Here is a 19,966-nt window from a genome sequence, read left to right as displayed (position 1 = left end):
TCCCGGACCGCTTCATGAAGGGCTCACCGCTCGCGAGGTGAGCCCTTCCGTGTTTCACCGACCGATGCGTCGAGCTGGCCGGGTGCACCGCCTCCAGGTCCCTATGTGCCCTCGACCATGTCGGGCGTCAGGTCGCCGCGCACCCGGCGGACGCGGGGGCGGTGCCGGTAGCGACCGAACTCGAGCCGCTCCTGGTCGACCTCGATCTCCACCACCACCTCGGGCACCACCGGCAGGTAGTGCACCGGGTCCGCCCCGGGCAGACCGCCCACCGTGCCGGGCAGCTCCCGCATCCCGGAGCCGGTCGCGTGCAGCAGCGGCGCCATGGTGCGGCGCAGATGGTCCCCCACAGGCAGGCTCACCCCGACCGCCCGCATCCGCCCTCCGCTGGGCCGGCCCAGAACGAGGGCCTGCGCGGCCGGGGACGCGCCGGTCACCCCGATCACCACCGCCTCGCTGGTGTGCCGCTGACGCCACTTCACCCAGTCCGCCCGGTGACCGCCGTCGTAGCGTCCCTGCGTCCTCTTCCCCACGAGGCCCTCCACGCCGGCCAGCGCACCGACCCACGCCAGCGCCTGGTCGGCGTCCTCGGTGGCCGGGACGGCCCGCAGCACGGACGGCCCGCCGGCCAGGAGCCGCTGCAGCTCCACGCGCCGCTCGGCGTAGGGCCGGGGGCGCCAGTCGGTGTCGCCGACGGCCAGGACGTCGAAGAGAGCGACGTGGACGGTGAAGTCGGCGCCGCGCCGCGGGCCGCGGCCTCCCGCTCGGGACTGCAGGCGGTCGAAGGCCACGCCGGTGCCGTCCTCAAGGACTGCGACCAGTTCGCCGTCGAGGACTGCGTCCTCCAGGAGCGCCGCGGCCTCCCCGACGTCGGAGAAGGCGCGGGACAGGTCGGTGCCGTGGCGGCTCCACACCCGGCGGGTGCTGGTGTGGATCTGGCATCTCCAGCCGTCCCATTTCGGTTCCCACGACCAGCCCGGGCCCTTGGGCACCGCGTCGACCGCACGGGCCAGGGCGAGCGGGGCGGGCAGGGTGAACGGCGGCACACGAACCTCCAGCTGGGTCTCAGCGTAAGCCCGCGCCCCGCGCCGGCCTGACCTCGCCGCACACGTACGCGTTGATTGCCGGGCAATCAGCTTCTGCCGACCCCCGAAGACAAGCGGCAGGCGTTCCCAGCAACCCAGCCAAACCATTGCTTACGTATTGGGTTATGGGTAGCGTCGAACTACGAAGAACCCTGGCGACATGCCGACAGCTCACCGTCGAGGAGGCACCGATGCGGGACATTCGCACCGCCGACGGCCAGACCATCCCCCTCAACGACTGCATCTGGTTGCAGCGCCGCCCCTGCGGCTGCGTCGTTGCCCACGTGGCTGCCGTGGCCGACCGCTGGGTGCTGGCCACGCCCGCACAGGCGCACCAGCACCTCAACCCGACGCCGATCGACCTCGCGCGCGCCGCTCAGGCTCAGCTGTCCATCGTCGCGGTCTCCCGCGACCACTACCACTCGCGCTACAGCGCTCGCTGGCGCTGCCACACCCATGGCCAGAGCGCCGGGTCCGGCCCCGCGTAATTCCCTGGCCGCAACCACCCCACCGTGGCAGAACCACCGGCCGGGCCAGCCGGCCCGGCCGCCCGACACCTTTCGGAGAGATCGTGACCCAGCCCTCGGAGAACCAGCCAGGCGAGCCCGTGGCACCGGAGGCATCTGGCAGTCAGCCCGCGATGGTTCACGTCGAGCAACTGGCGCGGGCGCTCGCCGGCGCCGCCTTCCTCAACCCTCAGCGGCAGGCCCTGCCCTTCGATGAGCTCCCTGGCGACCGGCGAGAGGACTACCGGATGCAGGCCCGGAAGATCCACAGCCCTGGCGGGGCGGACAAGTCCTAGGTGGGGCCGCCGCCGCTGACGGCCGCGATCACTCGCCTCCGTACCCCCTCTAAGCCCGTTGCTTACGTATTGGGTTTGGAGCTACTGTCAAACCGTACCCACCCCGTACAGCAGGGAGAACCGCATGTCCCGTCGCAAGCCCCGTAGCCGCGGCGTCAGCCTCCGCGGACGCGCCGCCGGACTTCACCGCTTCCGCAACGAGGCCCGCGTCGACGGCGGCAAGCGCTACCTCCGCCGCCGCGTCCGCGCCCTCGACAAGGCCGCCCTGCGCTGCCTGGCCCTTGAGGCCGACCGCACCTGACCACCCGACGCTCCCCGTACAGAAGGCAGTACGCCCGCCATGACCACCGTCATCACCGTCGGATTCACCCGGCCCGTCCATGCCCACGAACTGCGCCCCGGGGACGTGTTCGCCTTCCCCTACGCGCCGGACGTCCCGCTCACCGTCGTCGACGCGAGCGACCAGATGCTCGTCCCCGGGTTCCCGCTCGCCGTCCTGACCCTCGCGGGCTTCCCCCAGCCGCTGACCCTGCCGGGCACGACGGACGTCCGGGCTCTGCGCATGGTGCGCACCGTGGCCCTGACCTGCCTGCTGTGCGGCAAGCGGCAGGAAAGCGAGCTGGACCTGCCCAAGGACGGCGAACCGCTGTCCCTGGTCTGCAGCGACCACGGCTCCTCGGCGGCGGGCGCAGCCGCAGCAGCGGCGTGAACCGCCCCGCCAGTCCCCGGACGCCACGGCCCCTGGAGCGACCGAAGTGACCGAAGCCCCGACCCAGACCAGCGACCTCACGCCCACGTCGACTGCGCTGATCCTGCCGCCCGCGGCCGGCAACCAGCGGAGCTACCGGATGCGCCTGGCCGACCACGCCCTCGACCAGGCCCCCGGGCACCCGGCGTACGGCTTCGGCCGGGACCCGAAGAACATCGTGGTCTTCCTCGACCACCGAGGACCATGCGACCAGTCCGCCAAGCGTGTCGCGGAGCACACGGCGCTGAACGCCGAGTGGACCCGCCGCCTCGAGGCGGTCGGCTTCACCGTCCGCCCCGCCGCCCGCTGCGGGCTCATCGCCACCGTCGACCTGCCGCCCACGAAGGCGATCGTCGAACCGCACGGCCCGGCTGAGGAGTTCACCGACAAGGTCACCTTCCCCGACTACGGCGTCGGCGGCCTGGTCCGCCTCGTGCCCACCTACGCCAGCGCCGACTACGCCGTGCTCTCGCTGAACGAGGAGTTCCTCACCGCGGCGAAGAAGCTGCCCTGGGCGGTGGAGGCGCTCGCCGTGCACTGGGGCCTGCCCGACGACGACATCCGCCCCACCTACACCACGACCCCGAGGACCTGAACATGGCTCGTACGAACACGCCCGTGACCGAGGAGCAGCTCGCCGCCAACCCGGCCGCCAAGCTGGTCTACGACGCTGCCCAGCAACGGCGGATCACGCACGGCAGGCACGCCGCCGACCTCCTCGCCGAGCACGGGCACACTGAAGCGGCCGAACGCCTCCGCAGCGAGGTCCGCGCGCAGAACGGCCACCTCTCCGCCAAGCAGGCCGTCGCCTTCCTCCTGCGCGCGACCGAGCAGCAGGAGGCGTAGTGGCCCGCGGTATCGGCATGGCGCCGGACGCCAGGCTCTACCGGGCCGTCATCGTGAAGTCCTACGCGGACGGAGAGACCGTCACCGCGTACGAGGGCCCGTACGACAAGCCCGGCACCGCCCGCGGCCGGGTGTCCTTCTGGAAGCGCCACTTCGCCGAACGCGGCGACGGCAGCAAGGCCGACGGGCACATCGAGGTGTGCCAGCCGGTCTGGGCGCCGGTCCCTGACCCGGCCCCGCGCGCCAGGAAGCCGCGTACGGCTCACTGACCGCTGCCTTCCCGACGCCGCCGCGCCTCCTGGCTCGGCGGCGTCGGCGCGTTCGGGGGGCCAGCCGCCCGTGCGCCGGCGGGGGCGCCCGAAGAAGATCACCAAACCCACTTCACACCTTACAACGAGGCGTTGTATAGTTCTGGGGTAGGGACAAGCCCGAACACCCCAAGGGGGAGACCATGCACACCTTGGCCGCCTTCGACAACGGCACCACCGCCCGGATCGGCTTCTTCAAGGACGTCGGCCACGCCCTGTACACCTTCGACGACGACCAGATCCTGGTGAAGCCTGCCTACTACGGCCTGCCCGACCGGCACGCGGTCACGATCAGCCTCGGTCGGCCGGGCGACACCAGCGGCTACGGGCTCACCGGCCTCCACATCGGCGACTGGTTCCTGACCGGCACGGTGATGTGCACCGGCCTGGACTTCACGCCGGGCCCGCACCCGCACACCCCAACCAAGAACCCCCTGGCCGACATCACCGACCAGGTCGCCCGGCAGGCCGCCGCCTACCACCTGGCCCAGATCGCCGACCACTTCCACAGCACCCTCGCCCCCGCCATCAAGTGGTGAGCAGAGGCGAGCCCCCCGGCCCCGCGGCCCTCACCGCGGGGCCGACGGGGGTGCCAAAACCGCGCCCGCCGCTTGAAGCGGCGCCGCCCACGGGCCCCGGAGGCACCCGCCCTCCGGGGCCCGCTCCTTGTTGGCCCGCGCTACGACACCGGCCGCCACGACCCGCACGACCGAGTCGTGAACTGCCCGTCCCCGGCTTGTACCGTCACCCGCACCTCGCGCGCCGACGTCGCGAACTGGTTGTCCAGGACCTCACCCGACTTCGAGGTCCGCTCCCAGTAGCACTCCCGCAGCGCCCCGGTCGTCCGGTACGTGCCCGCCGGCATCTGCTCCGGCCCTGGGCCGACCTCGTACGTGCCATCGGTGAACCACCGCTTGTACGTGCCGTCCACGGCGGCCTTCAGCGTCTTGGCGTGCTTGGGGCAGAACCGGGTGACGCCGTCCTGCAGCACAGCCTCGGCGTCCTCCTTGGTCAGCTCCTTCTCCGCCAGCCACTGCGCCGGCGACACCCCCTCGATCTCCGGCTCGTCCAGCAGCTCGCAGTACCGCTGCATGGCGTCCGCCGCCGAGCCGGTGCCCTGCCCGTCGAAGTAGAAGCTGGTGCCCAGCACCATCGCGTTGAACTCCTCCTCCGGCGTCGACGGCGCCGCCGGCGGCTCGCTCGTCTCCGCCGCGGCCGTGCTCGCCGACGGCGACCCCGACTCCTTCGCGTCTGCCGTGCCGCCGCCGGCGCAGCCCGACAGCGCCACCACCGCGGCGACCGCCCAGGCCGCGACGATTCCCACCCGGTGTGCATCTCTCATCCGCGCAGAATCGCATCCGAAGATCATCAGGCGTGCGGAAATCGGCGGATTCGCGGGCCGGCCTGCACAACGCCACAGGCCACGGAGTCTGCCGTCCAGCGGCGCCCTGAGCCCACCTCCACCGCTTACCAGTGGCGGCTGCACGACGACCGCATGGCAGTAACTCCGGTGCCGCAACAGGGAGTTGAACCCCGAACCCGCTCGATCTTTATAACGAGACGTTGTATGGTCGGTGCGTAGGGAAATCAGGCGAAAGGAGCCCGAAATGGGTGCCCTGTACTTCACGACCCAGCAGGACGGCACCGACGTCGACCAAGCCTTCAAGGACGCCCGTGACGATGCCCTGCACCAGGACGGCTACGGTGGATACACCGGCACCATCGCCGAAAAGGACTCGTACGTGATCGTCACGCAGACCCCGATGACCGAGGGCGATGCCCAGGAGTACGCCGCCAAGCTCCTCGAGGACGGCACCCACCCGCTCAACGACCAGTGGAGCCCGGCCGGAGCCATACCCCTCCTCACCGACCGCCGCCGCGTCTGCGCCACCATCCCCGAGCGCGCCGACCACCCCTTCGGGTACCAGAACCTGCAGGAGGCCGCCCGCGCCGCCCTCACCGCCAGCGGAGAGCTGCAGGAAGGCGAGGAAATCGCATACGGCATCACGGGCAGCTACAACACCCACCCGCGCACCGGACGCCCCGTCTCCGGCGAGCTGGACATCCCCCTCAAGGGTGGACCGCTCAAGCACCGCGGCTGGTTCTTCTTCGGCTACGCCTCCTGGTGACCGCCGCCCTGGGGCGGGTCCCGCGCCGCCCGGCCCGGCCCCAGGGCCTGTTGTCAGCGGCATGCGCCACGATCACCCCATGCCCACCCTGGACGACCTGTCCCCCTACCGGCGAGCGAAGCTGCTGTGGCGCTGGTCCTTCCGCGGCCTGCCCTTCGTGGAGCAGCTCGTGGCCGACGCCGTGAACCACCCCTGCCACATGCCGAGCCCACCACCCGGCCCGCCCGGCACGACCCTCGCCGTCCCCGGCGACGACGGACGCCACCACCTTGTCCGCGGCGACCGCATGCTGTGCGCCGAGACGGCAACCGACGCCGGGTGGACCCACCGGGAGCACATCATGTGGCTGGAGACCGAGCACGGCGCCCAGGAATGGAAGGGCGGCTACTGCGACGGCACGCCCACCTGGGGATCCACCGACGCCGAGTGGGCCGTGCGACAGACCGGCCCGGGTATCGACCCCGGCACCCTGGCCCGCCGCAACCGCTGCACGGCCGGCAGATCCATGACGCTGCACCTCTGGCCACCCCCGCCCGCCCGCACCGCATCCATCCGCCGCCTGCGCACCGCCCTGGTCCGCGCGCTCGGCCCCGACTGTCATCTCTGCGGGCACTACCCCGGCGCGATGGTCGATCACGACCACGAAACGGGCCTGGTCAGAGGACTTCTGTGCGCCCTGTGCAACCGGACGCTCGAGGAATGCCCCCACGCCGGCGGCTGCCCCAAGGCCGACTACCAGCTCGCTCCACCGGCAGCCTCCCTCGCCCTGATCTACCCATCTGGCGCGGAGTGGCGACCCAAGGAAGCCACCCGCCAGCGCGTCATCCAGGAACTGGGCTTCGACCCCTTCGAGGGCCTCCCCACGAGGCGCACCTGACCGACCGCCCCACCTGCGACCAGCACGAACGCGTATGCCAGGGTGAGCTTTTCACCCTGATCACGGAGTTCGCGTGCTGAACAAGCTGATGGGCCGGTCCGAACCGCCGGCCGAGCCACCCGCCCCGCCCTTGCGCTGGTACACCGCCGTCACCGTGTACCGCGACCCGGCCAACCCCGCCGGCTCCCGGGTCCGCACCACAGACACCCTCAAGGCCCGCTCCGCCCGGGAGGCGACGCTCCTCTTCCTCGCCAAGACCGAGGCCGGTCCGCCGAAGCTGCCGAACGTGGATCTCTCCGCCTGGAGCATGGTCCGCCTCGACGTCTCCGAGACCGGCGAGGACGCCCTCGAAGAGCAGGAGCGTCGCCGGCGCGCCGGTCAGTAGCCGTGCTGTCGCTTGCTGGTCAGCGAGTCCAGTCCTTCAACGAGGACGCGATCTCCCGTACGTCGACCTGACCGCTGGCGACCCGCTCGACGAGGTCGGCGGCTTCCTTGGTGGTGACGTTGACCGGGAGCCCGGAGGCATGGAGGTAGGCGGCAGCGACCGAGGCGCCGTACAGCTCGTTGGAGTGCTCGAGCGCCGGGACACGGACGAGCTGCTGAAGCAACGCGGCAGCTCGGTGATGGGCCTGGTCGTAAACGGGCGTGTCCATCACCCGGAACCCGTGCCTGGCCCGGGCAGCCTCCAACGACCCCCAGTCGACGACCTCGGGATCCCCAGGAAGCTCCTGGTGGGCGATGTCGAGCAGCCAGGGCAGATCGATCTGCAGGAACATGGGCGGCCCGCGATCAGGCAGCGTCGACGCTGGGGTCGGCGGGACGGCCGAAGCGGTCCGCGAAGCCCTCGGCGTGCTGGCTGATGAAGGAGCGGGCGCCCTCACGGAAGCGAACCCGGGTCAGGTCGGCGTCCAGGACCTGGACGGCATACGCCTCGGCGGGCACGCGCTTCTCGGCCGCCGCCCGCTGGAGCTGTTCGTACGCCTCATCGCTGATCTGAATGCGGATTTCCCGAGCCATGCGACAACCGTAGCGGTACGCCGCGGCGCACGGCAGGGGAACGGCGTCTCCGGCCGTGGCCGAGCGCGCCCCCACGGGGGTTACCCACCGTGGGTAAACACCGCCGGAGCCGGTCAGTGCCTGCTTCTCTAGGGTGAGACCACGACGATGGAGGGGACGAACGTGTCAGTGCAGGAGCAGGCGACCGGGCAGAACGGCACCGGGGCCGACGACCGCAGCGCGGCGGAGAAGGCCAGCGAGTGGCAGGTCTTCGGCGAGCGCACCATCTACGAGAACAAGTGGGTCACCCTCGCCAAGGCCGACATCCAGGAGCCCGACGGCAAGCGGTACGAGCACCACAAGGTGTACCTCCCGCAGGCCGCGATGGTCGCCATGGTCGACGAGCAGGACCGCGTGCTCATGCTGTGGCGCCACCGCTTCGTTCCTGACCTGTGGAACTACGAGCTGCCCGGCGGCCTGCTCGACGAAGGTGAGGACCCGGCCGCCGCTGCAGTCCGCGAAGTCATCGAGGAGACCGGCTACCGCACGACCCGTCCGCTCGAGCGCGTCGTCGACTTCGAGCCGATGATCGGCACGGTGACCTCGGCGCACCACGTCTACATCGCCCGCGGCGTCGAGAAGGCCGGCGAGCCCACGGAGAAGAACGAGGCGGCTCACATGGAGTGGGTGCCGCTGGACGACATCCTCGGCCTGATCGCCGCCGGGAAGATCCGCAACAGCGGCACCCTGGTCGCCGTGCTGTACCTGCTCGCCACTCGCCAGAGCGCTTAGGCGGCGGTTGTGGCCAGCACCTGAGCGATACGCCGGCGCTGCCGCACTGAGCTGGTCATCGACGCCAGGTCCTGCGCCCGCAGGGCCTGGCGTCGCGCTTCCTCCCGCTCCCCGCGCCGCGCCAGCACCACCGCCAGGTCACAGCGCACCCCGGCCTCCGCCCGCGTGAAGCCGTTGAGGTCCATCGACGCCAGGGACGCGGTCAGGTCCTCGAGCGCCTCATCGGCCCCGAGCGTCGCCAGCGCGTTCCCGCGCCACCGGTCCAGGTGAGAACCGCCCAGGAACAGGAAGGGCAGCGAAGGGTCCGACGGGTCGGCCGGCCGCACTGCCTCCGCCCGGTCCATCCCGTCCCGGCACTGCGCATCGTGCCCAGCCACGGCGTGCGCCTCCGCCTCCGCCGCGAACAGCCAGGTCTCCATCAACGGCGGCAGCGCCCGGCCGGCGCTCTCCCGCGCGAACCGCACCTGGTCCACGGCCTTCTCCGACTCGCCCAAGTCCAGCAGTACGTACGCCTGCTGCCCCACCGCGTGCGCCATCAAGGCCGCCGACCCCGACTCCCGCGCCGCCGCCTTCGCCGTCTCGTGCAGCTCCCACGCCTTCCGGTACCGCCCCAGGTCCAGCGCCTGCCAGCCCGCCAGCGTCGCGGCCTCCGTCAGCGCGGCGGCCAGCGCCTCCCGCCCGCCAGGCGCCGTCCCGTACCGGAGCAGGTTCTCCATCTGCCGGATCTGCACCTCCAGCTGAGGGAGCACGGTCGCGGCACCCATCTGCCGGTCCATCTGCCGCATGGTGTCCACCTGCAGGGAGAACAGCCGCGCCACCGAGGCGTCCGCGGCTGCCGCGCTCGCCAGCTCCCGCTTCAGCGCCAGAGCCTCGTCATCGGCCGGGTCGGGCAGTGCAATCGCGGCTGGCGGTGATTGCGGGGCAATCACCCGCGCCCGGACCTCTCCGGCCGGCGCGGGCGTGACCGGCTGCGCGGCCTGGGCCGCGGGCTCCTCCGACTCCCACGGTCGGGCGGCCAGGCCCAGCATCGCCCCAGGGATACCGATCCCGTCGGCGACCCGCTCGATCACGTCGAGCTGCGTGAGCTTCCTCCTGCCCGAGATGACCTCGGAGACCCGGCTCGGCGTCATGTCGCACAGCCGCGCGATCCGCGACGGGTACAGGCCGGCCCGCTGGGCGAGTTTGAAGATCGCCCCGAAGTCCCGGGCCCGGCAGGCGTCCACCATCTCCGGGAGCTCCAGCACGCGCGGCGGCAGCGGACTCCACTCAACCTCGCGCATCGGCATCGCTCCCCAGGGGGATCACACGGACTTACGCGGAGTTTACCCACGGTGAGAACCCAGGTGGGCCTCCACCTCAATTCCCCGGCTGCAGAGGCTGAATTCAGCACTCCGCCTACCTGTCCAACTGCCTGGGGAACGGTATGAACGCAGCTCCGCAGCGCCGACTTGGCCGTGAGGTCCCGTCAGCGGGTCGTCAACGGCCGGTCCTTGTGCACCTTCTGTCAGGCCCGGGCGAACTCGCGGCACTCGCGGCACAGCCCGTCGGGAGTCGGCAGCATCTTCACGCCGCAGCCGTCGCCCAGGCACACCACGTACGGGCTGGGCTCGGGATCCACCGGCCGTTGGAACGGCACGCTGTAGCCGTTCGTCGGGGTCGGCTCAGCGCGCCGCTCGGCCGCCTTGTCCTGCCTGGCCTCCTCGCACCGCGGACACGCGACGCCCGTGTCGATGTCGACGCCGTCCTCGCAGCGGGAGTTGTTGCCCCAGCAGGCCGAGGGACCGAGCAGGGTCAGCAGGACACCGAGCGGCCGGCCCAGGCCCTTGCCGGAGGCCGCGACCGCGTCGTTCTGGTACGACCAGAGCAGCCAACGCCGCTCGAGGCGTTCGACGAGCTGCTCGACAGTCCGCTGTTCGCCCTCGAGCGCTTGGGCCACGGCCTCGTTCACCGAGGCGGGCAGGCCACGGGGGAACTCGCCATCGAGCTGAGAAGTCAGTGGCTCGGGGATTCCCTGGATCACGCGGCGCAGGTCGGCAGCAGAAACCTTCTTCCGAAGCTCGTGCTTGCTGGACGCGGCCACGCCGCGCCCGGTGCGTCCGCTACTACCGGTGGATGGCCGATGGCCGTCACCACCAGCAGTCCCAGGATCATCCATCACAGGATCGCCGGAAGAACTTTCCGCCCGTTCGCTGCAAAATTTTCCGGCCGCTTCCGTGGATGCCCGGCTCTTCGGCGACCGGAAATTCTTTCCGGTCGCTGCCGGGCGGGCAGGTCGTTTGACCTGCGCCTTTGTCGATACTGCATCGGTGGTCGGCTTCGCTGGCAAGTCCTTGTTCAGGTCCCACACGTCAGGGCGCTTGTCGGCGGGGAGATGCGAGACCAGGGCTGGGTCGCCGGGGACGATCACCTTGAGGTCGGCAAGCGTCCGCAGGTGTGTGCGCACCGTGCGATCGGTGGTGCGTGCCTTCTCCGCGAGCGTGGACTGACTGGCCCAGCATCCGGTGAGGTCTTCCTTCACGAAGTTGGCCACGGCCATCAGGGCCGCGAGCTCACCGGCGTTCTTGCACCACTCGCTGTGCCGCATGGCCCAGACCAGGCCCTTCGCACTCACGAGGGACGCCTTGCGCTGCGTGGCCGGGCGGTTCTGCTCACGAAGGCAGCATTGGGTACGCTCAACGGAGCCTTCCTCCACCAGGGGGCTGTTTCAAGCAGCGAGTCCGACCTCGCTGTACTTCTGCAGCGGCCGGTCGGGGCACCACCCCCGCCGGCCGTTTGCGCGCTCAGGACACTAGCTCTGTCCTGGCTTCATGCAAACGGGTCCCCGTCGTCATTCAGCGCTCCCATCTGCGGTTTCTCCGGCACGGGGCCATGCCGCCGAGGCGTCGCGCCGCACTGCGTACGAGACAGCGAACTGGTCCGCCGGCATGGCTGTTTCGTTCACCTCAACGACGACGACGTCGTCGTTCCGTCGGATACGCGACTCGCGCGTCACGACGAGCACAGCGGCCGACGGGGCGCAGGCCAGACGATCCTGCTCGACAGAGTTCGCGAGTCGAGCAGAGACAGTCTCCTGCCACTCGATCGGCAGGTTGAAGTGCTCCTCGATCCGGTCGTAGATGCCGCCGGGGCCCGTGTTGTCTCCCCCCACCACCGGGATCTCCCCGGCGACCCAGAGGGGCAAGTAGCTCACGGCCACCTGCAGGGGCTTCTCCGCGCCCGCCGGCCCCATGGAGCGATCCCGGATGAGGACGTTCTCCCCGCGCGCGACTCCCAGAAGATCGGCGACGTGGTTCGGTGCTGGGGCGATGCGGCGAGCGGGTGTCCCGATGGCGCGCCAGTTCTGGGCGTTCCTGTCGAAGAAGTACCCGATCTCGTCCCGGTAGACGGTGCGGTCTCGTATCACGGCACGCTCCCGAGGTCGTTCGCGCACGAAGGCTCCCCGCCTCGGTACGACGCGCACCAGCCCCTCCGTCACGAGCGCCTGAACTGCGTTGTGCGCAGTCTGCTTCGAGACGCCATGGGCCGCGCCGATGTCCTGCACGGTCGGCAGACGAGCACCTGGCGGGTACTCACCCGCTTCGATCTTGGCCCGCAGCTCATCCGCCACGCGCCTGTAGGTGGCGTCCGCCATTCCTCCTCCTTCGTGTCCATCTTTTCGCGCTGTATCCTAGACCACGGGGCCGTGGTTGGTATAGCGTTGTCGTCGTACCAAGCACGACGGCCCCGAGTCGGCGGTGTGGCTGCACCAATGACTCGGGGCCTGCGAACCAAACCCTTTCCGTCTCGTCAAAGCCGAAGGGTCGTGGTCCTCGTGACCGATGCTATCGGTGCGCCTGGTAACGGGCGCACTCCTACCCCCAACGATTCCACGCTGGCTGCCGTCGGTTCCGGCGTACTCGCCAGCGACACCGTCGTCAACGAGGCTCGCCCCGGTCGCCTGGCGCGTCCCGGTCGGCTGATCGTCGAGTTCGTCGGCGACTTCGGGTCGGTGACCCGGTCCCTGGACATGGTGCCCGCCGCGACGCTGGTCGCCGCCGTGGGGACCGTGACCAAGCTGGGCCAGACCGGTTCGGATGAGGCGCCGCGGGCGCTGTTCACCTTGACCGGGCCCACCATGCAGTCCGCGCAGTGCACCGTCGACACCGAGCGCTTCCTGGACCTGTGGGACCTCCTCGTCGAGGGCACCCAGGTGCGGGTGGCGGGCAGGGTCCGCCGGCCGCTGGCGAACGAGCCCGGCTACATCGAGGTCCTCGTGATCGAGCACGCCCCGGCCTACGTGAAGCCGCAGGCGGTGAGCGCGTGATGCTCGGAACCCTCATGCCGACCGGCACCGCCCAGGAGCGGGCCGAGGCCGAACTGGGCCCCCGGGTCGTGGGCGCCTTCTACTTCAACAGCACCGGCACGTTCGAGGTCCTGGCCGTGCTCCGCGGCGACGACGCCCGCAAGGCGGTCGGCCGGAACACGGACTGGGCGATCGAGACCCGCCACCTGGCCACCGACCACGTCACCACCCACTGCATGGTGTGGACCGACTCCGATCACCTGATCAGCGTCCCGGCCACCCCGGCGGGCCTCAGCACCGAGGCGGTGACCGCGCGATGACCCCCTCCTCCCTCTCCCGTACCGGCGCCGAGCGCGTCGCCATGGCCTACGAGGCCGACGTCCACCCCGCCGCCCGGGCGCTGCTCGACGCGGTGGCCCAGCTCCGGAACTACCAGCCGCGGGACGCCGCCGACCTCGCCCAGCTCCTGCGGTCGATCGGCGGGGACACCTCCGGCGTCACCAACGCGGTCGCCGAGATCGGCGAGCTGGTCAAGGACTTCGCCCACCACCCGGTGACCGCCGAGCTGCCCGGCTCGGAGCGGGTGGCCCTGGCACGGTCCGCCGTCGAGTACGGCGAGGTCGTGCTGCAGGGCGAGGCCGAGGAGCACATGAACCAGATGGTCCACGTGCTCGAAGGCCACAAGGCCCCGGCGACCGGGATGCTCGCCCGCGCGGCCCGCGCGCTGGGAGGTGGCCGCTGATGTCCGCCACCACCGAGGCGCCCGTGCCCCGCACGAAGGACGACGAGCTGGACGAGACCCCGCCGCTGAGCAAGGGCGCGGCCATCTTCGTGATGGTCATGTCCCTCGCCGGTGCGATCCTCGCCCTGATCGACGTGTTCCACAACGGCTGGCTGGCCGCCGCCGCCCACGTCGGCTGGTTCCTCGGGATCTTCCTGCTCATCGCCCTGGTCCTGGGCCTGTTCCTCGCCCTGGTCCTCGGCAGCCGACAGGCCACCCGCGACGACGTCCCGGCCAGCACCCCGTAAGCCACACCCCCGCCGCGGGGCCCGGCTGAAGCCGACAACGGCCGGGCCCCGCCCCCCAACCACGCCACGCCCTGGGCCCCGTGCGCCCAGACACGAACACCACCAGTCACTCCCGCCTCACCGAACGGAAGGAACCCGCCCCGATGAAGACCAGCCGGGTCCGGATGAACCTGGGCCTCCGCCAGCCCCCCGAGGCGACCACCGGTCAGTTCCCGCACCGCGCTGTCGGCCTGCCCCCGGCCCCGCTGGCCGCGACCGGCCGTTACCCGGGGGAGCCCGAGCGCCCCGCCGACCTGGTGCTGCGGTTCCGCACCCGCGGCGGCTCGTACGTCGACGTCACCGGCCAGGAGCACGGCGACACCCGCTGGCGCTGCCGTGGCTGCCGGTACGTCCAGGACACCGGCAAGTCGATCGTCCACACCCGCGACGAGGCCAACACCCACGCCGGCGAGTGCTGGGCGCTCGACCTGACCGCGCCGCCCGCGCCGGCCACCGTCACCGCGGCCAAGCCCGGGTCCCGGGTCCGGTTCTCCGGCCGACGCCCCTCCTGACCTCCGCCCGCTCGTACTGCCTCGAGAGGAATTGCGCTCCATGACCACCACGCAGGAGCCGACCAACCACACGCAGGCCGCCGACCTCCGACGCCAGGCGCACAAGGCGCTCGACGGCAAGCACCCCAAGCACGACTGGCCGATCAGCGACGGCTCCGAGGTTGCCACCGGCCACGCGGTCCTGGCTGCCGCGACCCAGCTCGCCGACATCAGCGACCGCCTCGTCGCGGCCGGTGTCGACCTGAGCCGCATCGCGGAGGCTGCCGAGAAGCGGGCGGAGCACGCGACCGCGGAGCCGGACTACACCGAGGCCGAACTCCTCGTCGTCCGCGGGGAGATCAGCCGTACCGACACCAAGTCCTCGATCCTGCTGGCCAGCGTCGCGATCGTCGCCGGGCCGCTGGCCGAGAAGGCCGACACGCTGCTGCGCCAGCCGTGGCCGATCGCCGCCCTGGGCCTGGTCGCTGCGGTGCTCGCCGGGGTGTCGACCTGGCTTCTGCTGGACGTCGTCCTGCCGCGCCTGGCCGGCCGTACCAACGCCAACTTCCTCTTCTACTCCGGCGCCAGCCGGGAGGACCTGGCCCTGGCGCTCGGCGAGGCCGCCGACCGGCGCGGTGAACTCGCCGCCCTGTCCCAGATCGCCGAGGCGAAGTTCCGGTGCCTGGCCCGGGCCGGGCTCCTGCTGAAGCTCTCCGGCCTGCTCTTCGCCGCCACCGCCGCCCTCGCCATCGCCTTCTGACCCGCACTCACCTGACCCGCCCAGAGAAGAAGGAGCACGACTCATGAGCAGCCCCGCCCAGGAGACCACCACCCTGACCCCGCTGCCCGCCGCGCCGGCCGCCGCCCCGGCAGCGACGCCGGGCTGGGAGGTCGGCGAGCACCTCTCGCCGTTCGCCGTGTTCCAACCGGGACGCGTTGTCATCTGCGCCGCCTACCAGATGGCCGCGGTCGACGCCACGGCCACCACCGCGCACCTGCAGGCCGCGCTCCGGCACGTCCGGTCCGCCGCCGACGAGGTCGGCGCCAACCAGGACCCCGCGCGCACCCTCACCGAGCTGCGTTCCATCCAGGCCGAGCTGTACCGGACCGCCCGGGCCCTCGGGATCACCCAGTCCCTGTGACCGGCCAGGCGGGCCCGCCCCCCGGGCCCGCCTCCGACCCGCTCGTCCCCACCCCCGCCCCCGCGCCAGCAGAGCCGAAAGGACCCCCGCCAGTCATGGCCAACAGCACCAGCCGAACCCCGACGCGCGGCAAGAAGCCCGCCGCGAAGAAGGCGGCTGCGACCACGCCCCCGCCGCCGGACACGGCCGCGCTGGACGAGGCCCGCGCCAAGGCCGACGGCATCGTCGCCGACGCCGAGAAGCTGGCCGCCGCCACGATCGCCGAGGCCACCGAGGAGGCGGAGAAGACCGTTCAGAGCCTGCTCGACGAGGCCCAGCAGAAGGTGGACGCCCTGCGCGCCGACGCGGAGAGCACCGCCAACACCCTGCGCACCGAGGCCGAGCAGGCCGCCGAGCAGCTGCAGACCAGCGCGGAGGAGGCCGCGCAGCAGATGCTCGAGCAGGCCCGCACCGAGGCCGAGAAGCTGCGCACCGACGCGGCCGGCGCGGCCGAGGAGACCCGCGCGAGTGCCGAGACCGAGGCGGCCGAGCGGCTCAACCGTGCCGCCGAGGACGCCGACCGGATTCGCACCAAGGCGTCGGAGGACGCCGACCGGCTGCTGGCCGAAGCGAAGACCCAGGCCAAGGAGCTGATCGAGCAGGCCCGCGCCGACGCCGACGCCGTCCTCGCAAAGGCCCGCACCGAGGCCGAGCGGCTGCGCTCGGAGGCGGAGCAGATCCTGGCCCGCGGCCGGGAGGACGCCGAGCGGATCCGCAGCGACGCCGACGCCGAAGCCGAGCGCCTCCGTACGGCCGGCGCCGCCGAACGCGACCGCGCCCAGAGCGAGGCCGCCTCGGTACGCGCCGACGCCGACCGGCTGCGCCAGCACGCCCAGGCAACCGCCGACGCCCTGCGCACCCACGCCGAGGAGACCGCCGAACGGATCCGGGCCGCCGCGTCCACCGAGGCGGAGCAGATGCGCAAGGACGCCATCGAGGAGGCCGGGCGGATCCGCCGTACCACCGCTGACGAGCTCAACCGGCAGCGGAACCAGGCCCGTACAGCGGTCGAGGACGCGCAGCAGCAGGCCGAGGGCCTCGTGCACCAGGCCGAGGACGAGGCGCGCGCCATCATCGCCCGCGCCAAGACCGAGGCCAGCGCGATGACCTCCAAGGCCGCCGCCGAATTGAAGGCGGCCCAGGACGCCCGCGCCCAGGCCACCGCCGACGCTGACGAACTGCGTAAGCAGGCCAAGGACGACCGGGACCAGGCCGCCGCCGAACTCGAGCGCGCGCTCAACCCGACCGTGCAGAAGCTGGAGAAGCGGAGGCTCAGGGACGAGGCGGCCGACCGGCGCCGTGCCACAAAGCGGAATGAGAAGGAGAAGCTCGCCGAGGAGCGCCGGCAGCGTCGCGCGGCCCGTAAGGCCGGGCAGCCGACCCTCCTGGAGAAGCTGCGCACCGTCCTGCTCGCTGCCGCCGTTCGGGGTCTGGTCATCGGCCCGATCCTCGCCCCGATGGTCGTGGCCTGGACCGGACAGAGCGGGTTCGCCATCAAGGTCCTGGGCTGGTCCTTCGCCGCCTCCCTGGTCTACGCCGCGGCGTACGAGATGACGACCGCGTTCTGCGCGTGGCTGTACGACCAGGCCCGGCAGGACGGGGACAAGGGCTGGGGCTACCGGATCGCCACCTGGGTCTTCGGCGCCGGCGCCGCGATCCAGCAGTGGTGGCACTACTCCAACGACTGGACGGCCACCCCGCGGTCCGTGACCTTCTCGGCGATGTCGATGGTCGGCGTCATCCTCTGGGAGATGCTCGCCAGCCTCCGGCACCGCCGGAAGCTGCGGAAGTCCCGGAACCTCCCGCCGGCCCTGCCGAGCCTCGGCATCAACCGCTGGCTCCGCTACCCGGTCCGCTCCTGGACCGCCCGCTCCCTGATGATCGACAACCCGGACCGCTGGGGCGACGCGACCACCGCGTGGACCGAGGCCGGCCAGATCCTCGCGGACCGTGCGGCCCGCCGGTCCGGGAAGGCGTACGCGGACCTCTACCTCGTGACGGTCCGCCGGTCCGGACCGGACCACGGACCGGCCTCCATCCCGGCGGTCCACACACTCATGGACCGCGCGGACCGGACCGTCCTGGACCGCCTGGACCGCAAGGACCGGACCGCGCCGGACCGGACCATGGACCGGACCGCGCTCCCCGCCGGTGGACCGGACCGGTCCAAGGAACTGGACCGTGGACCGGGCCGGACCACGGCGGACCGGACCGCCCTTCCCCCGGCTGGACCGGACCGGACCGCGACCACGGCGGACCGGACCAGCGGGCCGGACCGCAAGGACAACAGCGCCTCCACCTCGGCGGACCGTGGACCGGACCGGACCGACCAGGCCACCGGACCGGCCCCCGCGGTCCGCGCGGACCGCACCTCGACGGACCGGTCCACGGTCCGCCGCCTGGCCGACGGACCGCCGTACACCGCCCCGGACGGCTTCGAGCTCAGCGAGACCGAGCAGCGAGCCATCGACGTCCTGCGGTCCACGAACCGGTCCATCACCAAGCGGAACATCGCCGACGTGATCCGGACCGAGGGCGGGTCCATCGCCTCGGACCGCGCTGCTGAGATCGCCCGCCACTTCCCCCGCAACCTCCGGTCCGCGTAAGCGGACCGGTCCGCCCCGAAGGAGAACGCCATGGCCACCGAGCCCCTCAAGCCCCCGCAGTACGAGTGGACCGCCGGCACCGCCCAGGAGGCCGAGACCTCCCTCGAGGCCGTCAGGAACCTCATCGACGCCCACCTCAAGACCCTCGTCCCGGGCGACCCCTTCATCAAGAACGACACCCGCCGGAACACCCCGCTCAAGCTCCAGATCTCCCTCGACCTCGGCCCGGTGATCGAGGCCATCAACGAGGCCAGGCGGCTCGACGAGCAGTTCCAGCTCGGCGACGCCGCCCCGACCGACTCCTGACCAGACGCCCCCCCGACCGACTCCTGACCTGCAGAAAGGCCGCCATCGTGACCAGCGTCTTCGAAGTGGACCCCCGCGAAGAGGGAGCCCTCGACCGGTTCCAGCCGCTCCCGGCGACCGGCCCCGCCACCGACCTGCTGCACGCCGCCACCGAGCTCGTACGCCAGCGCAGCGCCCACAGCCAGGCCCCCGACCTGGAGGAACAGCCGGTCATCCGGCTCATCTCGGACGAGGCCCCCCTGATCTTCGGGGAGGCCCGCTCCGGCAAGACCTCCCCCCACCCCTGCCTGTACGCCTTCCACTTCCCCACCAACCGCCCCTGACCAGCGGAAAGGCCCCTCCCGATGCCCCAGCGCAAGGAACAGAAGCTCGAAAGGGTCCCCCGGCCCCCGCTCAACGGCGATCAGATGGCCTGCGTCAACGCGAGGTTCGCCCGCGTGGAGACGCCGGCGATCGCCCACTTCGCCGCTGTCCACCACCACATCGACCAGATCCTCCGGACCGTCGGGGTGAACGACCGCACGGACTGGATCCTCAAGAACATCGACCGAGCCCGGGCCGACCTCGACCTCCTCGAGCAGGCCCTGGAGGCGGGACGACTTCCGCTCGACCTCACGGAACGTGACAGCCCCACCCGGCTTCGGAAGGCATTCGAGGGCATCCCGGCCGGGCTGCGTCAGCCCCTGGACGCCTCGAAGGGCGCGCGGGACTTCTCCGTCGCCTACCGGCCCGCCCGGCCCCAGAAGGACATCAGCAACGTGGTCGGTCTGCTCCTGGCGATCGTCATCGTCGCCCTCGTCCACTGGATCACCAGCTAACAGAGCGTGACGTGAAGCTGGACGCGTCAACGTCAACGTCAACTGCCCGGACGTGACAGAAGACCCCCGCCCCCGGCTCAGACCACGAAAACCACCGTCTGACCAGCCAAATTGACGTTGACGCGGCTCCCTGACGTTGACGTTGACGCTCCGGCTTGACGCCATGCCCGACACGCACAGTCACCGACTTAACGCCGCCCCTGGAGTGGAGGAAACCCCCCGTGAGCACCCCCGACTACGACATGGCGCCGCCGGCCGCCACGGCGACCGTGCCGCCGCCCGCTGCCGCACAGCCCCAGGCGTCGGGCTCGGCAGCGGCCACGGACCAGGGCACGCAGCGCACCCCGCGCCGTCGCTCTGCGTCACAGAAGGACGACAGCCTCGCCGGCGTCCTGATCCCCGGCGGCGTCATCACCGGGCTGATTTCGCTGTGCTGGCTCATCCACACGTTCGGCCTCCCGGTCGTGATCTTCGCGATCCTGGCCGCCGCCGCGACCGCCGCGACCGCCGCGGTCATCAAGGTGAGCCGCCGCGCCGCCAAGGCCGCCAGCCGCAGCCGCCTCGGCCGCGGCACCGGGGGCGCCGGGCCGGGCCCCGGACGCCGGGGTGGGCATGGAGCAGCGGGGGGCGG

Annotated in this window: 30 protein-coding genes and 1 pseudogene; 24 read left to right on the top strand and 7 right to left on the bottom strand. The window is 71.7% G+C overall.

The genetic code is table 11. The annotated features are described in order from the left end of the window. Positions 1–101: 101 nt before the first annotated feature. Positions 102–1,046: an ATP-dependent DNA ligase gene (locus AC07FJ_RS31220; protein ID WP_479052553.1), complete on the bottom strand. Its 945-nt coding sequence runs from the start codon at positions 1,044–1,046 to the stop codon at positions 102–104. Between the two features lie 230 nt (positions 1,047–1,276). On the opposite strand from AC07FJ_RS31220, the gene AC07FJ_RS31215 reads away from it, so the two are divergent. The 8 genes from AC07FJ_RS31215 to AC07FJ_RS31180 all read left to right on the top strand — a co-directional run bounded on the left by AC07FJ_RS31215 (position 1,277) and on the right by AC07FJ_RS31180 (position 4,328). Beyond that, positions 1,277–1,573, top strand: coding sequence for a hypothetical protein (locus AC07FJ_RS31215; protein ID WP_479052552.1), 297 nt, complete (start codon positions 1,277–1,279; stop codon positions 1,571–1,573). A 152-nt stretch (positions 1,574–1,725) separates the two neighbouring features. Continuing rightward, positions 1,726–1,887, top strand: coding sequence for a hypothetical protein (locus tag AC07FJ_RS31210; RefSeq protein WP_479052551.1), 162 nt, complete (start codon positions 1,726–1,728; stop codon positions 1,885–1,887). Between the two features lie 124 nt (positions 1,888–2,011). Continuing rightward, on the top strand, positions 2,012–2,188 hold the full coding sequence (locus AC07FJ_RS31205) for a hypothetical protein (protein ID WP_479052550.1): 177 nt from the start codon (positions 2,012–2,014) through the stop codon (positions 2,186–2,188). 39 nt (positions 2,189–2,227) lie between these two features. Continuing rightward, positions 2,228–2,596: a hypothetical protein gene (locus tag AC07FJ_RS31200; protein ID WP_479052549.1), complete on the top strand. Its 369-nt coding sequence runs from the start codon at positions 2,228–2,230 to the stop codon at positions 2,594–2,596. Positions 2,597–2,642: 46 nt separating this feature from the next. Continuing rightward, the gene (locus AC07FJ_RS31195; RefSeq protein ID WP_479052548.1) at positions 2,643–3,230 is read left to right on the top strand and encodes a hypothetical protein; all 588 of its coding nucleotides are present in this window, start codon (positions 2,643–2,645) and stop codon (positions 3,228–3,230) included. Between the two features lie 2 nt (positions 3,231–3,232). After that, a complete protein-coding gene (locus AC07FJ_RS31190) occupies positions 3,233–3,481 on the top strand; it encodes a hypothetical protein (protein ID WP_479052547.1) in 249 nt (82 codons plus the stop codon). Next, entirely contained in the window at positions 3,481–3,750 is a 270-nt protein-coding gene (locus tag AC07FJ_RS31185; RefSeq protein ID WP_479052546.1) for a hypothetical protein, read from the top strand. Before AC07FJ_RS31190 ends, AC07FJ_RS31185 begins: the two co-directional genes overlap by 1 nt. A gap of 182 nt (positions 3,751–3,932) precedes the next feature. Further along, on the top strand, positions 3,933–4,328 hold the full coding sequence (locus AC07FJ_RS31180) for a hypothetical protein (RefSeq protein ID WP_479052545.1): 396 nt from the start codon (positions 3,933–3,935) through the stop codon (positions 4,326–4,328). A gap of 140 nt (positions 4,329–4,468) precedes the next feature. Here the strand turns inward: AC07FJ_RS31180 and AC07FJ_RS31175 are convergent, their stop codons facing one another. Continuing rightward, positions 4,469–5,131 (bottom strand): hypothetical protein, encoded by a 663-nt coding sequence (locus tag AC07FJ_RS31175; protein ID WP_479052544.1) that lies wholly within the window; start codon positions 5,129–5,131, stop codon positions 4,469–4,471. A gap of 265 nt (positions 5,132–5,396) precedes the next feature. On the opposite strand from AC07FJ_RS31175, the gene AC07FJ_RS31170 reads away from it, so the two are divergent. The 3 genes from AC07FJ_RS31170 to AC07FJ_RS31160 all read left to right on the top strand — a co-directional run bounded on the left by AC07FJ_RS31170 (position 5,397) and on the right by AC07FJ_RS31160 (position 7,180). Next, positions 5,397–5,918: a hypothetical protein gene (locus AC07FJ_RS31170; protein WP_479052543.1), complete on the top strand. Its 522-nt coding sequence runs from the start codon at positions 5,397–5,399 to the stop codon at positions 5,916–5,918. A gap of 79 nt (positions 5,919–5,997) precedes the next feature. Beyond that, a complete protein-coding gene (locus AC07FJ_RS31165; protein ID WP_479052542.1) occupies positions 5,998–6,795 on the top strand; it encodes an endonuclease domain-containing protein in 798 nt (265 codons plus the stop codon). 73 nt (positions 6,796–6,868) lie between these two features. Further along, the gene (locus AC07FJ_RS31160) at positions 6,869–7,180 is read left to right on the top strand and encodes a hypothetical protein (protein WP_479052541.1); all 312 of its coding nucleotides are present in this window, start codon (positions 6,869–6,871) and stop codon (positions 7,178–7,180) included. Between the two features lie 19 nt (positions 7,181–7,199). On the opposite strand, the gene AC07FJ_RS31155 is transcribed toward AC07FJ_RS31160, so the two are convergent. Together AC07FJ_RS31155 and AC07FJ_RS31150 are read right to left on the bottom strand one after the other, a co-directional pair. Continuing rightward, positions 7,200–7,571: a fic family toxin-antitoxin system, toxin component gene (locus tag AC07FJ_RS31155; protein WP_479052540.1), complete on the bottom strand. Its 372-nt coding sequence runs from the start codon at positions 7,569–7,571 to the stop codon at positions 7,200–7,202. Positions 7,572–7,584: 13 nt separating this feature from the next. Then, positions 7,585–7,812 (bottom strand): hypothetical protein, encoded by a 228-nt coding sequence (locus tag AC07FJ_RS31150; protein WP_479052539.1) that lies wholly within the window; start codon positions 7,810–7,812, stop codon positions 7,585–7,587. Between the two features lie 162 nt (positions 7,813–7,974). Here AC07FJ_RS31150 and AC07FJ_RS31145 point away from each other — a divergent pair, with 162 nt between their 5' ends. Further along, complete coding sequence (locus AC07FJ_RS31145; protein ID WP_479052538.1) at positions 7,975–8,583, top strand: NUDIX hydrolase; 609 nt, start codon at positions 7,975–7,977, stop codon at positions 8,581–8,583. Here the strand turns inward: AC07FJ_RS31145 and AC07FJ_RS31140 are convergent. The 3 genes from AC07FJ_RS31140 to AC07FJ_RS31130 form a co-directional block, all read right to left on the bottom strand. Continuing rightward, a complete protein-coding gene (locus AC07FJ_RS31140; RefSeq protein WP_479052537.1) occupies positions 8,580–9,863 on the bottom strand; it encodes an XRE family transcriptional regulator in 1,284 nt (427 codons plus the stop codon). The two genes, AC07FJ_RS31145 and AC07FJ_RS31140, sit on opposite strands and share 4 nt — an antisense overlap. A gap of 224 nt (positions 9,864–10,087) precedes the next feature. Then, entirely contained in the window at positions 10,088–11,194 is a 1,107-nt protein-coding gene (locus AC07FJ_RS31135; RefSeq protein WP_479052536.1) for a hypothetical protein, read from the bottom strand. Positions 11,195–11,410: 216 nt separating this feature from the next. Further along, entirely contained in the window at positions 11,411–12,214 is an 804-nt protein-coding gene (locus tag AC07FJ_RS31130; RefSeq protein ID WP_479052535.1) for a GntR family transcriptional regulator, read from the bottom strand. A gap of 180 nt (positions 12,215–12,394) precedes the next feature. Between AC07FJ_RS31130 and AC07FJ_RS31125 the strand changes: the two genes are divergently transcribed. The 12 genes and pseudogenes from AC07FJ_RS31125 to AC07FJ_RS31070 all read left to right on the top strand — a co-directional run. After that, entirely contained in the window at positions 12,395–12,886 is a 492-nt protein-coding gene (locus tag AC07FJ_RS31125) for a hypothetical protein (RefSeq protein ID WP_479052534.1), read from the top strand. After that, positions 12,886–13,185 (top strand): hypothetical protein, encoded by a 300-nt coding sequence (locus tag AC07FJ_RS31120; protein WP_479052533.1) that lies wholly within the window; start codon positions 12,886–12,888, stop codon positions 13,183–13,185. Before AC07FJ_RS31125 ends, AC07FJ_RS31120 begins: the two co-directional genes overlap by 1 nt. Continuing rightward, entirely contained in the window at positions 13,182–13,607 is a 426-nt protein-coding gene (locus AC07FJ_RS31115; RefSeq protein ID WP_479052532.1) for a hypothetical protein, read from the top strand. Before AC07FJ_RS31120 ends, AC07FJ_RS31115 begins: the two co-directional genes overlap by 4 nt. Then, the gene (locus AC07FJ_RS31110) at positions 13,607–13,894 is read left to right on the top strand and encodes a hypothetical protein (protein WP_479052531.1); all 288 of its coding nucleotides are present in this window, start codon (positions 13,607–13,609) and stop codon (positions 13,892–13,894) included. Before AC07FJ_RS31115 ends, AC07FJ_RS31110 begins: the two co-directional genes overlap by 1 nt. A 143-nt stretch (positions 13,895–14,037) precedes the next feature. Then, a complete protein-coding gene (locus AC07FJ_RS31105) occupies positions 14,038–14,445 on the top strand; it encodes a hypothetical protein (protein WP_479052530.1) in 408 nt (135 codons plus the stop codon). 40 nt (positions 14,446–14,485) lie between these two features. Then, positions 14,486–15,184, top strand: coding sequence for a Pycsar system effector family protein (locus tag AC07FJ_RS31100; protein ID WP_479052529.1), 699 nt, complete (start codon positions 14,486–14,488; stop codon positions 15,182–15,184). A gap of 43 nt (positions 15,185–15,227) precedes the next feature. After that, positions 15,228–15,566: a hypothetical protein gene (locus AC07FJ_RS31095; RefSeq protein WP_479052528.1), complete on the top strand. Its 339-nt coding sequence runs from the start codon at positions 15,228–15,230 to the stop codon at positions 15,564–15,566. Between the two features lie 95 nt (positions 15,567–15,661). Continuing rightward, the gene (locus AC07FJ_RS31090) at positions 15,662–18,211 is read left to right on the top strand and encodes a DUF2637 domain-containing protein (protein ID WP_479052527.1); all 2,550 of its coding nucleotides are present in this window, start codon (positions 15,662–15,664) and stop codon (positions 18,209–18,211) included. 30 nt (positions 18,212–18,241) lie between these two features. Next, the gene (locus AC07FJ_RS31085; protein ID WP_479052526.1) at positions 18,242–18,517 is read left to right on the top strand and encodes a hypothetical protein; all 276 of its coding nucleotides are present in this window, start codon (positions 18,242–18,244) and stop codon (positions 18,515–18,517) included. Between the two features lie 47 nt (positions 18,518–18,564). Further along, on the top strand, positions 18,565–18,840 hold the full coding sequence (locus AC07FJ_RS31080; protein WP_479052525.1) for a hypothetical protein: 276 nt from the start codon (positions 18,565–18,567) through the stop codon (positions 18,838–18,840). Positions 18,841–18,861: 21 nt separating this feature from the next. Then, positions 18,862–19,335 (top strand): hypothetical protein, encoded by a 474-nt coding sequence (locus AC07FJ_RS31075; RefSeq protein WP_479052524.1) that lies wholly within the window; start codon positions 18,862–18,864, stop codon positions 19,333–19,335. 221 nt (positions 19,336–19,556) lie between these two features. Then, a pseudogene (locus tag AC07FJ_RS31070) lies at positions 19,557–19,966 on the top strand (hypothetical protein); the annotation flags it as partial.

The sequence above is a fragment of the Streptomyces sp. NPDC045998 genome (assembly GCF_056430285.1).
This window is presented reverse-complemented; position numbering and strand designations above follow the sequence as displayed.

Excerpts from the sequence above, each read along its gene's own strand:
- AC07FJ_RS31150 (WP_479052539.1), bottom strand. The coding sequence starts at position 7,812 with ATGGCTCGGGAAATCCGCATTCAGATCAGCGATGAGGCGTACGAACAG.
- AC07FJ_RS31190 (WP_479052547.1), top strand. The coding sequence starts at position 3,233 with ATGGCTCGTACGAACACGCCCGTGACCGAGGAGCAGCTCGCCGCCAAC.
- AC07FJ_RS31175 (WP_479052544.1), bottom strand. The coding sequence starts at position 5,131 with ATGAGAGATGCACACCGGGTGGGAATCGTCGCGGCCTGGGCGGTCGCC.
- AC07FJ_RS31180 (WP_479052545.1), top strand. The coding sequence starts at position 3,933 with ATGCACACCTTGGCCGCCTTCGACAACGGCACCACCGCCCGGATCGGC.
- AC07FJ_RS31170 (WP_479052543.1), top strand. The coding sequence starts at position 5,397 with ATGGGTGCCCTGTACTTCACGACCCAGCAGGACGGCACCGACGTCGAC.
- AC07FJ_RS31110 (WP_479052531.1), top strand. The coding sequence starts at position 13,607 with ATGTCCGCCACCACCGAGGCGCCCGTGCCCCGCACGAAGGACGACGAG.
- AC07FJ_RS31100 (WP_479052529.1), top strand. The coding sequence starts at position 14,486 with ATGACCACCACGCAGGAGCCGACCAACCACACGCAGGCCGCCGACCTC.
- AC07FJ_RS31120 (WP_479052533.1), top strand. The coding sequence starts at position 12,886 with ATGCTCGGAACCCTCATGCCGACCGGCACCGCCCAGGAGCGGGCCGAG.
- AC07FJ_RS31140 (WP_479052537.1), bottom strand. The coding sequence starts at position 9,863 with ATGCGCGAGGTTGAGTGGAGTCCGCTGCCGCCGCGCGTGCTGGAGCTC.
- AC07FJ_RS31085 (WP_479052526.1), top strand. The coding sequence starts at position 18,242 with ATGGCCACCGAGCCCCTCAAGCCCCCGCAGTACGAGTGGACCGCCGGC.
- AC07FJ_RS31090 (WP_479052527.1), top strand. The coding sequence starts at position 15,662 with ATGGCCAACAGCACCAGCCGAACCCCGACGCGCGGCAAGAAGCCCGCC.
- AC07FJ_RS31215 (WP_479052552.1), top strand. The coding sequence starts at position 1,277 with ATGCGGGACATTCGCACCGCCGACGGCCAGACCATCCCCCTCAACGAC.
- AC07FJ_RS31205 (WP_479052550.1), top strand. The coding sequence starts at position 2,012 with ATGTCCCGTCGCAAGCCCCGTAGCCGCGGCGTCAGCCTCCGCGGACGC.
- AC07FJ_RS31130 (WP_479052535.1), bottom strand. The coding sequence starts at position 12,214 with ATGGCGGACGCCACCTACAGGCGCGTGGCGGATGAGCTGCGGGCCAAG.
- AC07FJ_RS31200 (WP_479052549.1), top strand. The coding sequence starts at position 2,228 with ATGACCACCGTCATCACCGTCGGATTCACCCGGCCCGTCCATGCCCAC.
- AC07FJ_RS31105 (WP_479052530.1), top strand. The coding sequence starts at position 14,038 with ATGAAGACCAGCCGGGTCCGGATGAACCTGGGCCTCCGCCAGCCCCCC.
- AC07FJ_RS31095 (WP_479052528.1), top strand. The coding sequence starts at position 15,228 with ATGAGCAGCCCCGCCCAGGAGACCACCACCCTGACCCCGCTGCCCGCC.
- AC07FJ_RS31075 (WP_479052524.1), top strand. The coding sequence starts at position 18,862 with ATGCCCCAGCGCAAGGAACAGAAGCTCGAAAGGGTCCCCCGGCCCCCG.
- AC07FJ_RS31165 (WP_479052542.1), top strand. The coding sequence starts at position 5,998 with ATGCCCACCCTGGACGACCTGTCCCCCTACCGGCGAGCGAAGCTGCTG.
- AC07FJ_RS31210 (WP_479052551.1), top strand. The coding sequence starts at position 1,726 with ATGGTTCACGTCGAGCAACTGGCGCGGGCGCTCGCCGGCGCCGCCTTC.
- AC07FJ_RS31155 (WP_479052540.1), bottom strand. The coding sequence starts at position 7,571 with ATGTTCCTGCAGATCGATCTGCCCTGGCTGCTCGACATCGCCCACCAG.
- AC07FJ_RS31115 (WP_479052532.1), top strand. The coding sequence starts at position 13,182 with ATGACCCCCTCCTCCCTCTCCCGTACCGGCGCCGAGCGCGTCGCCATG.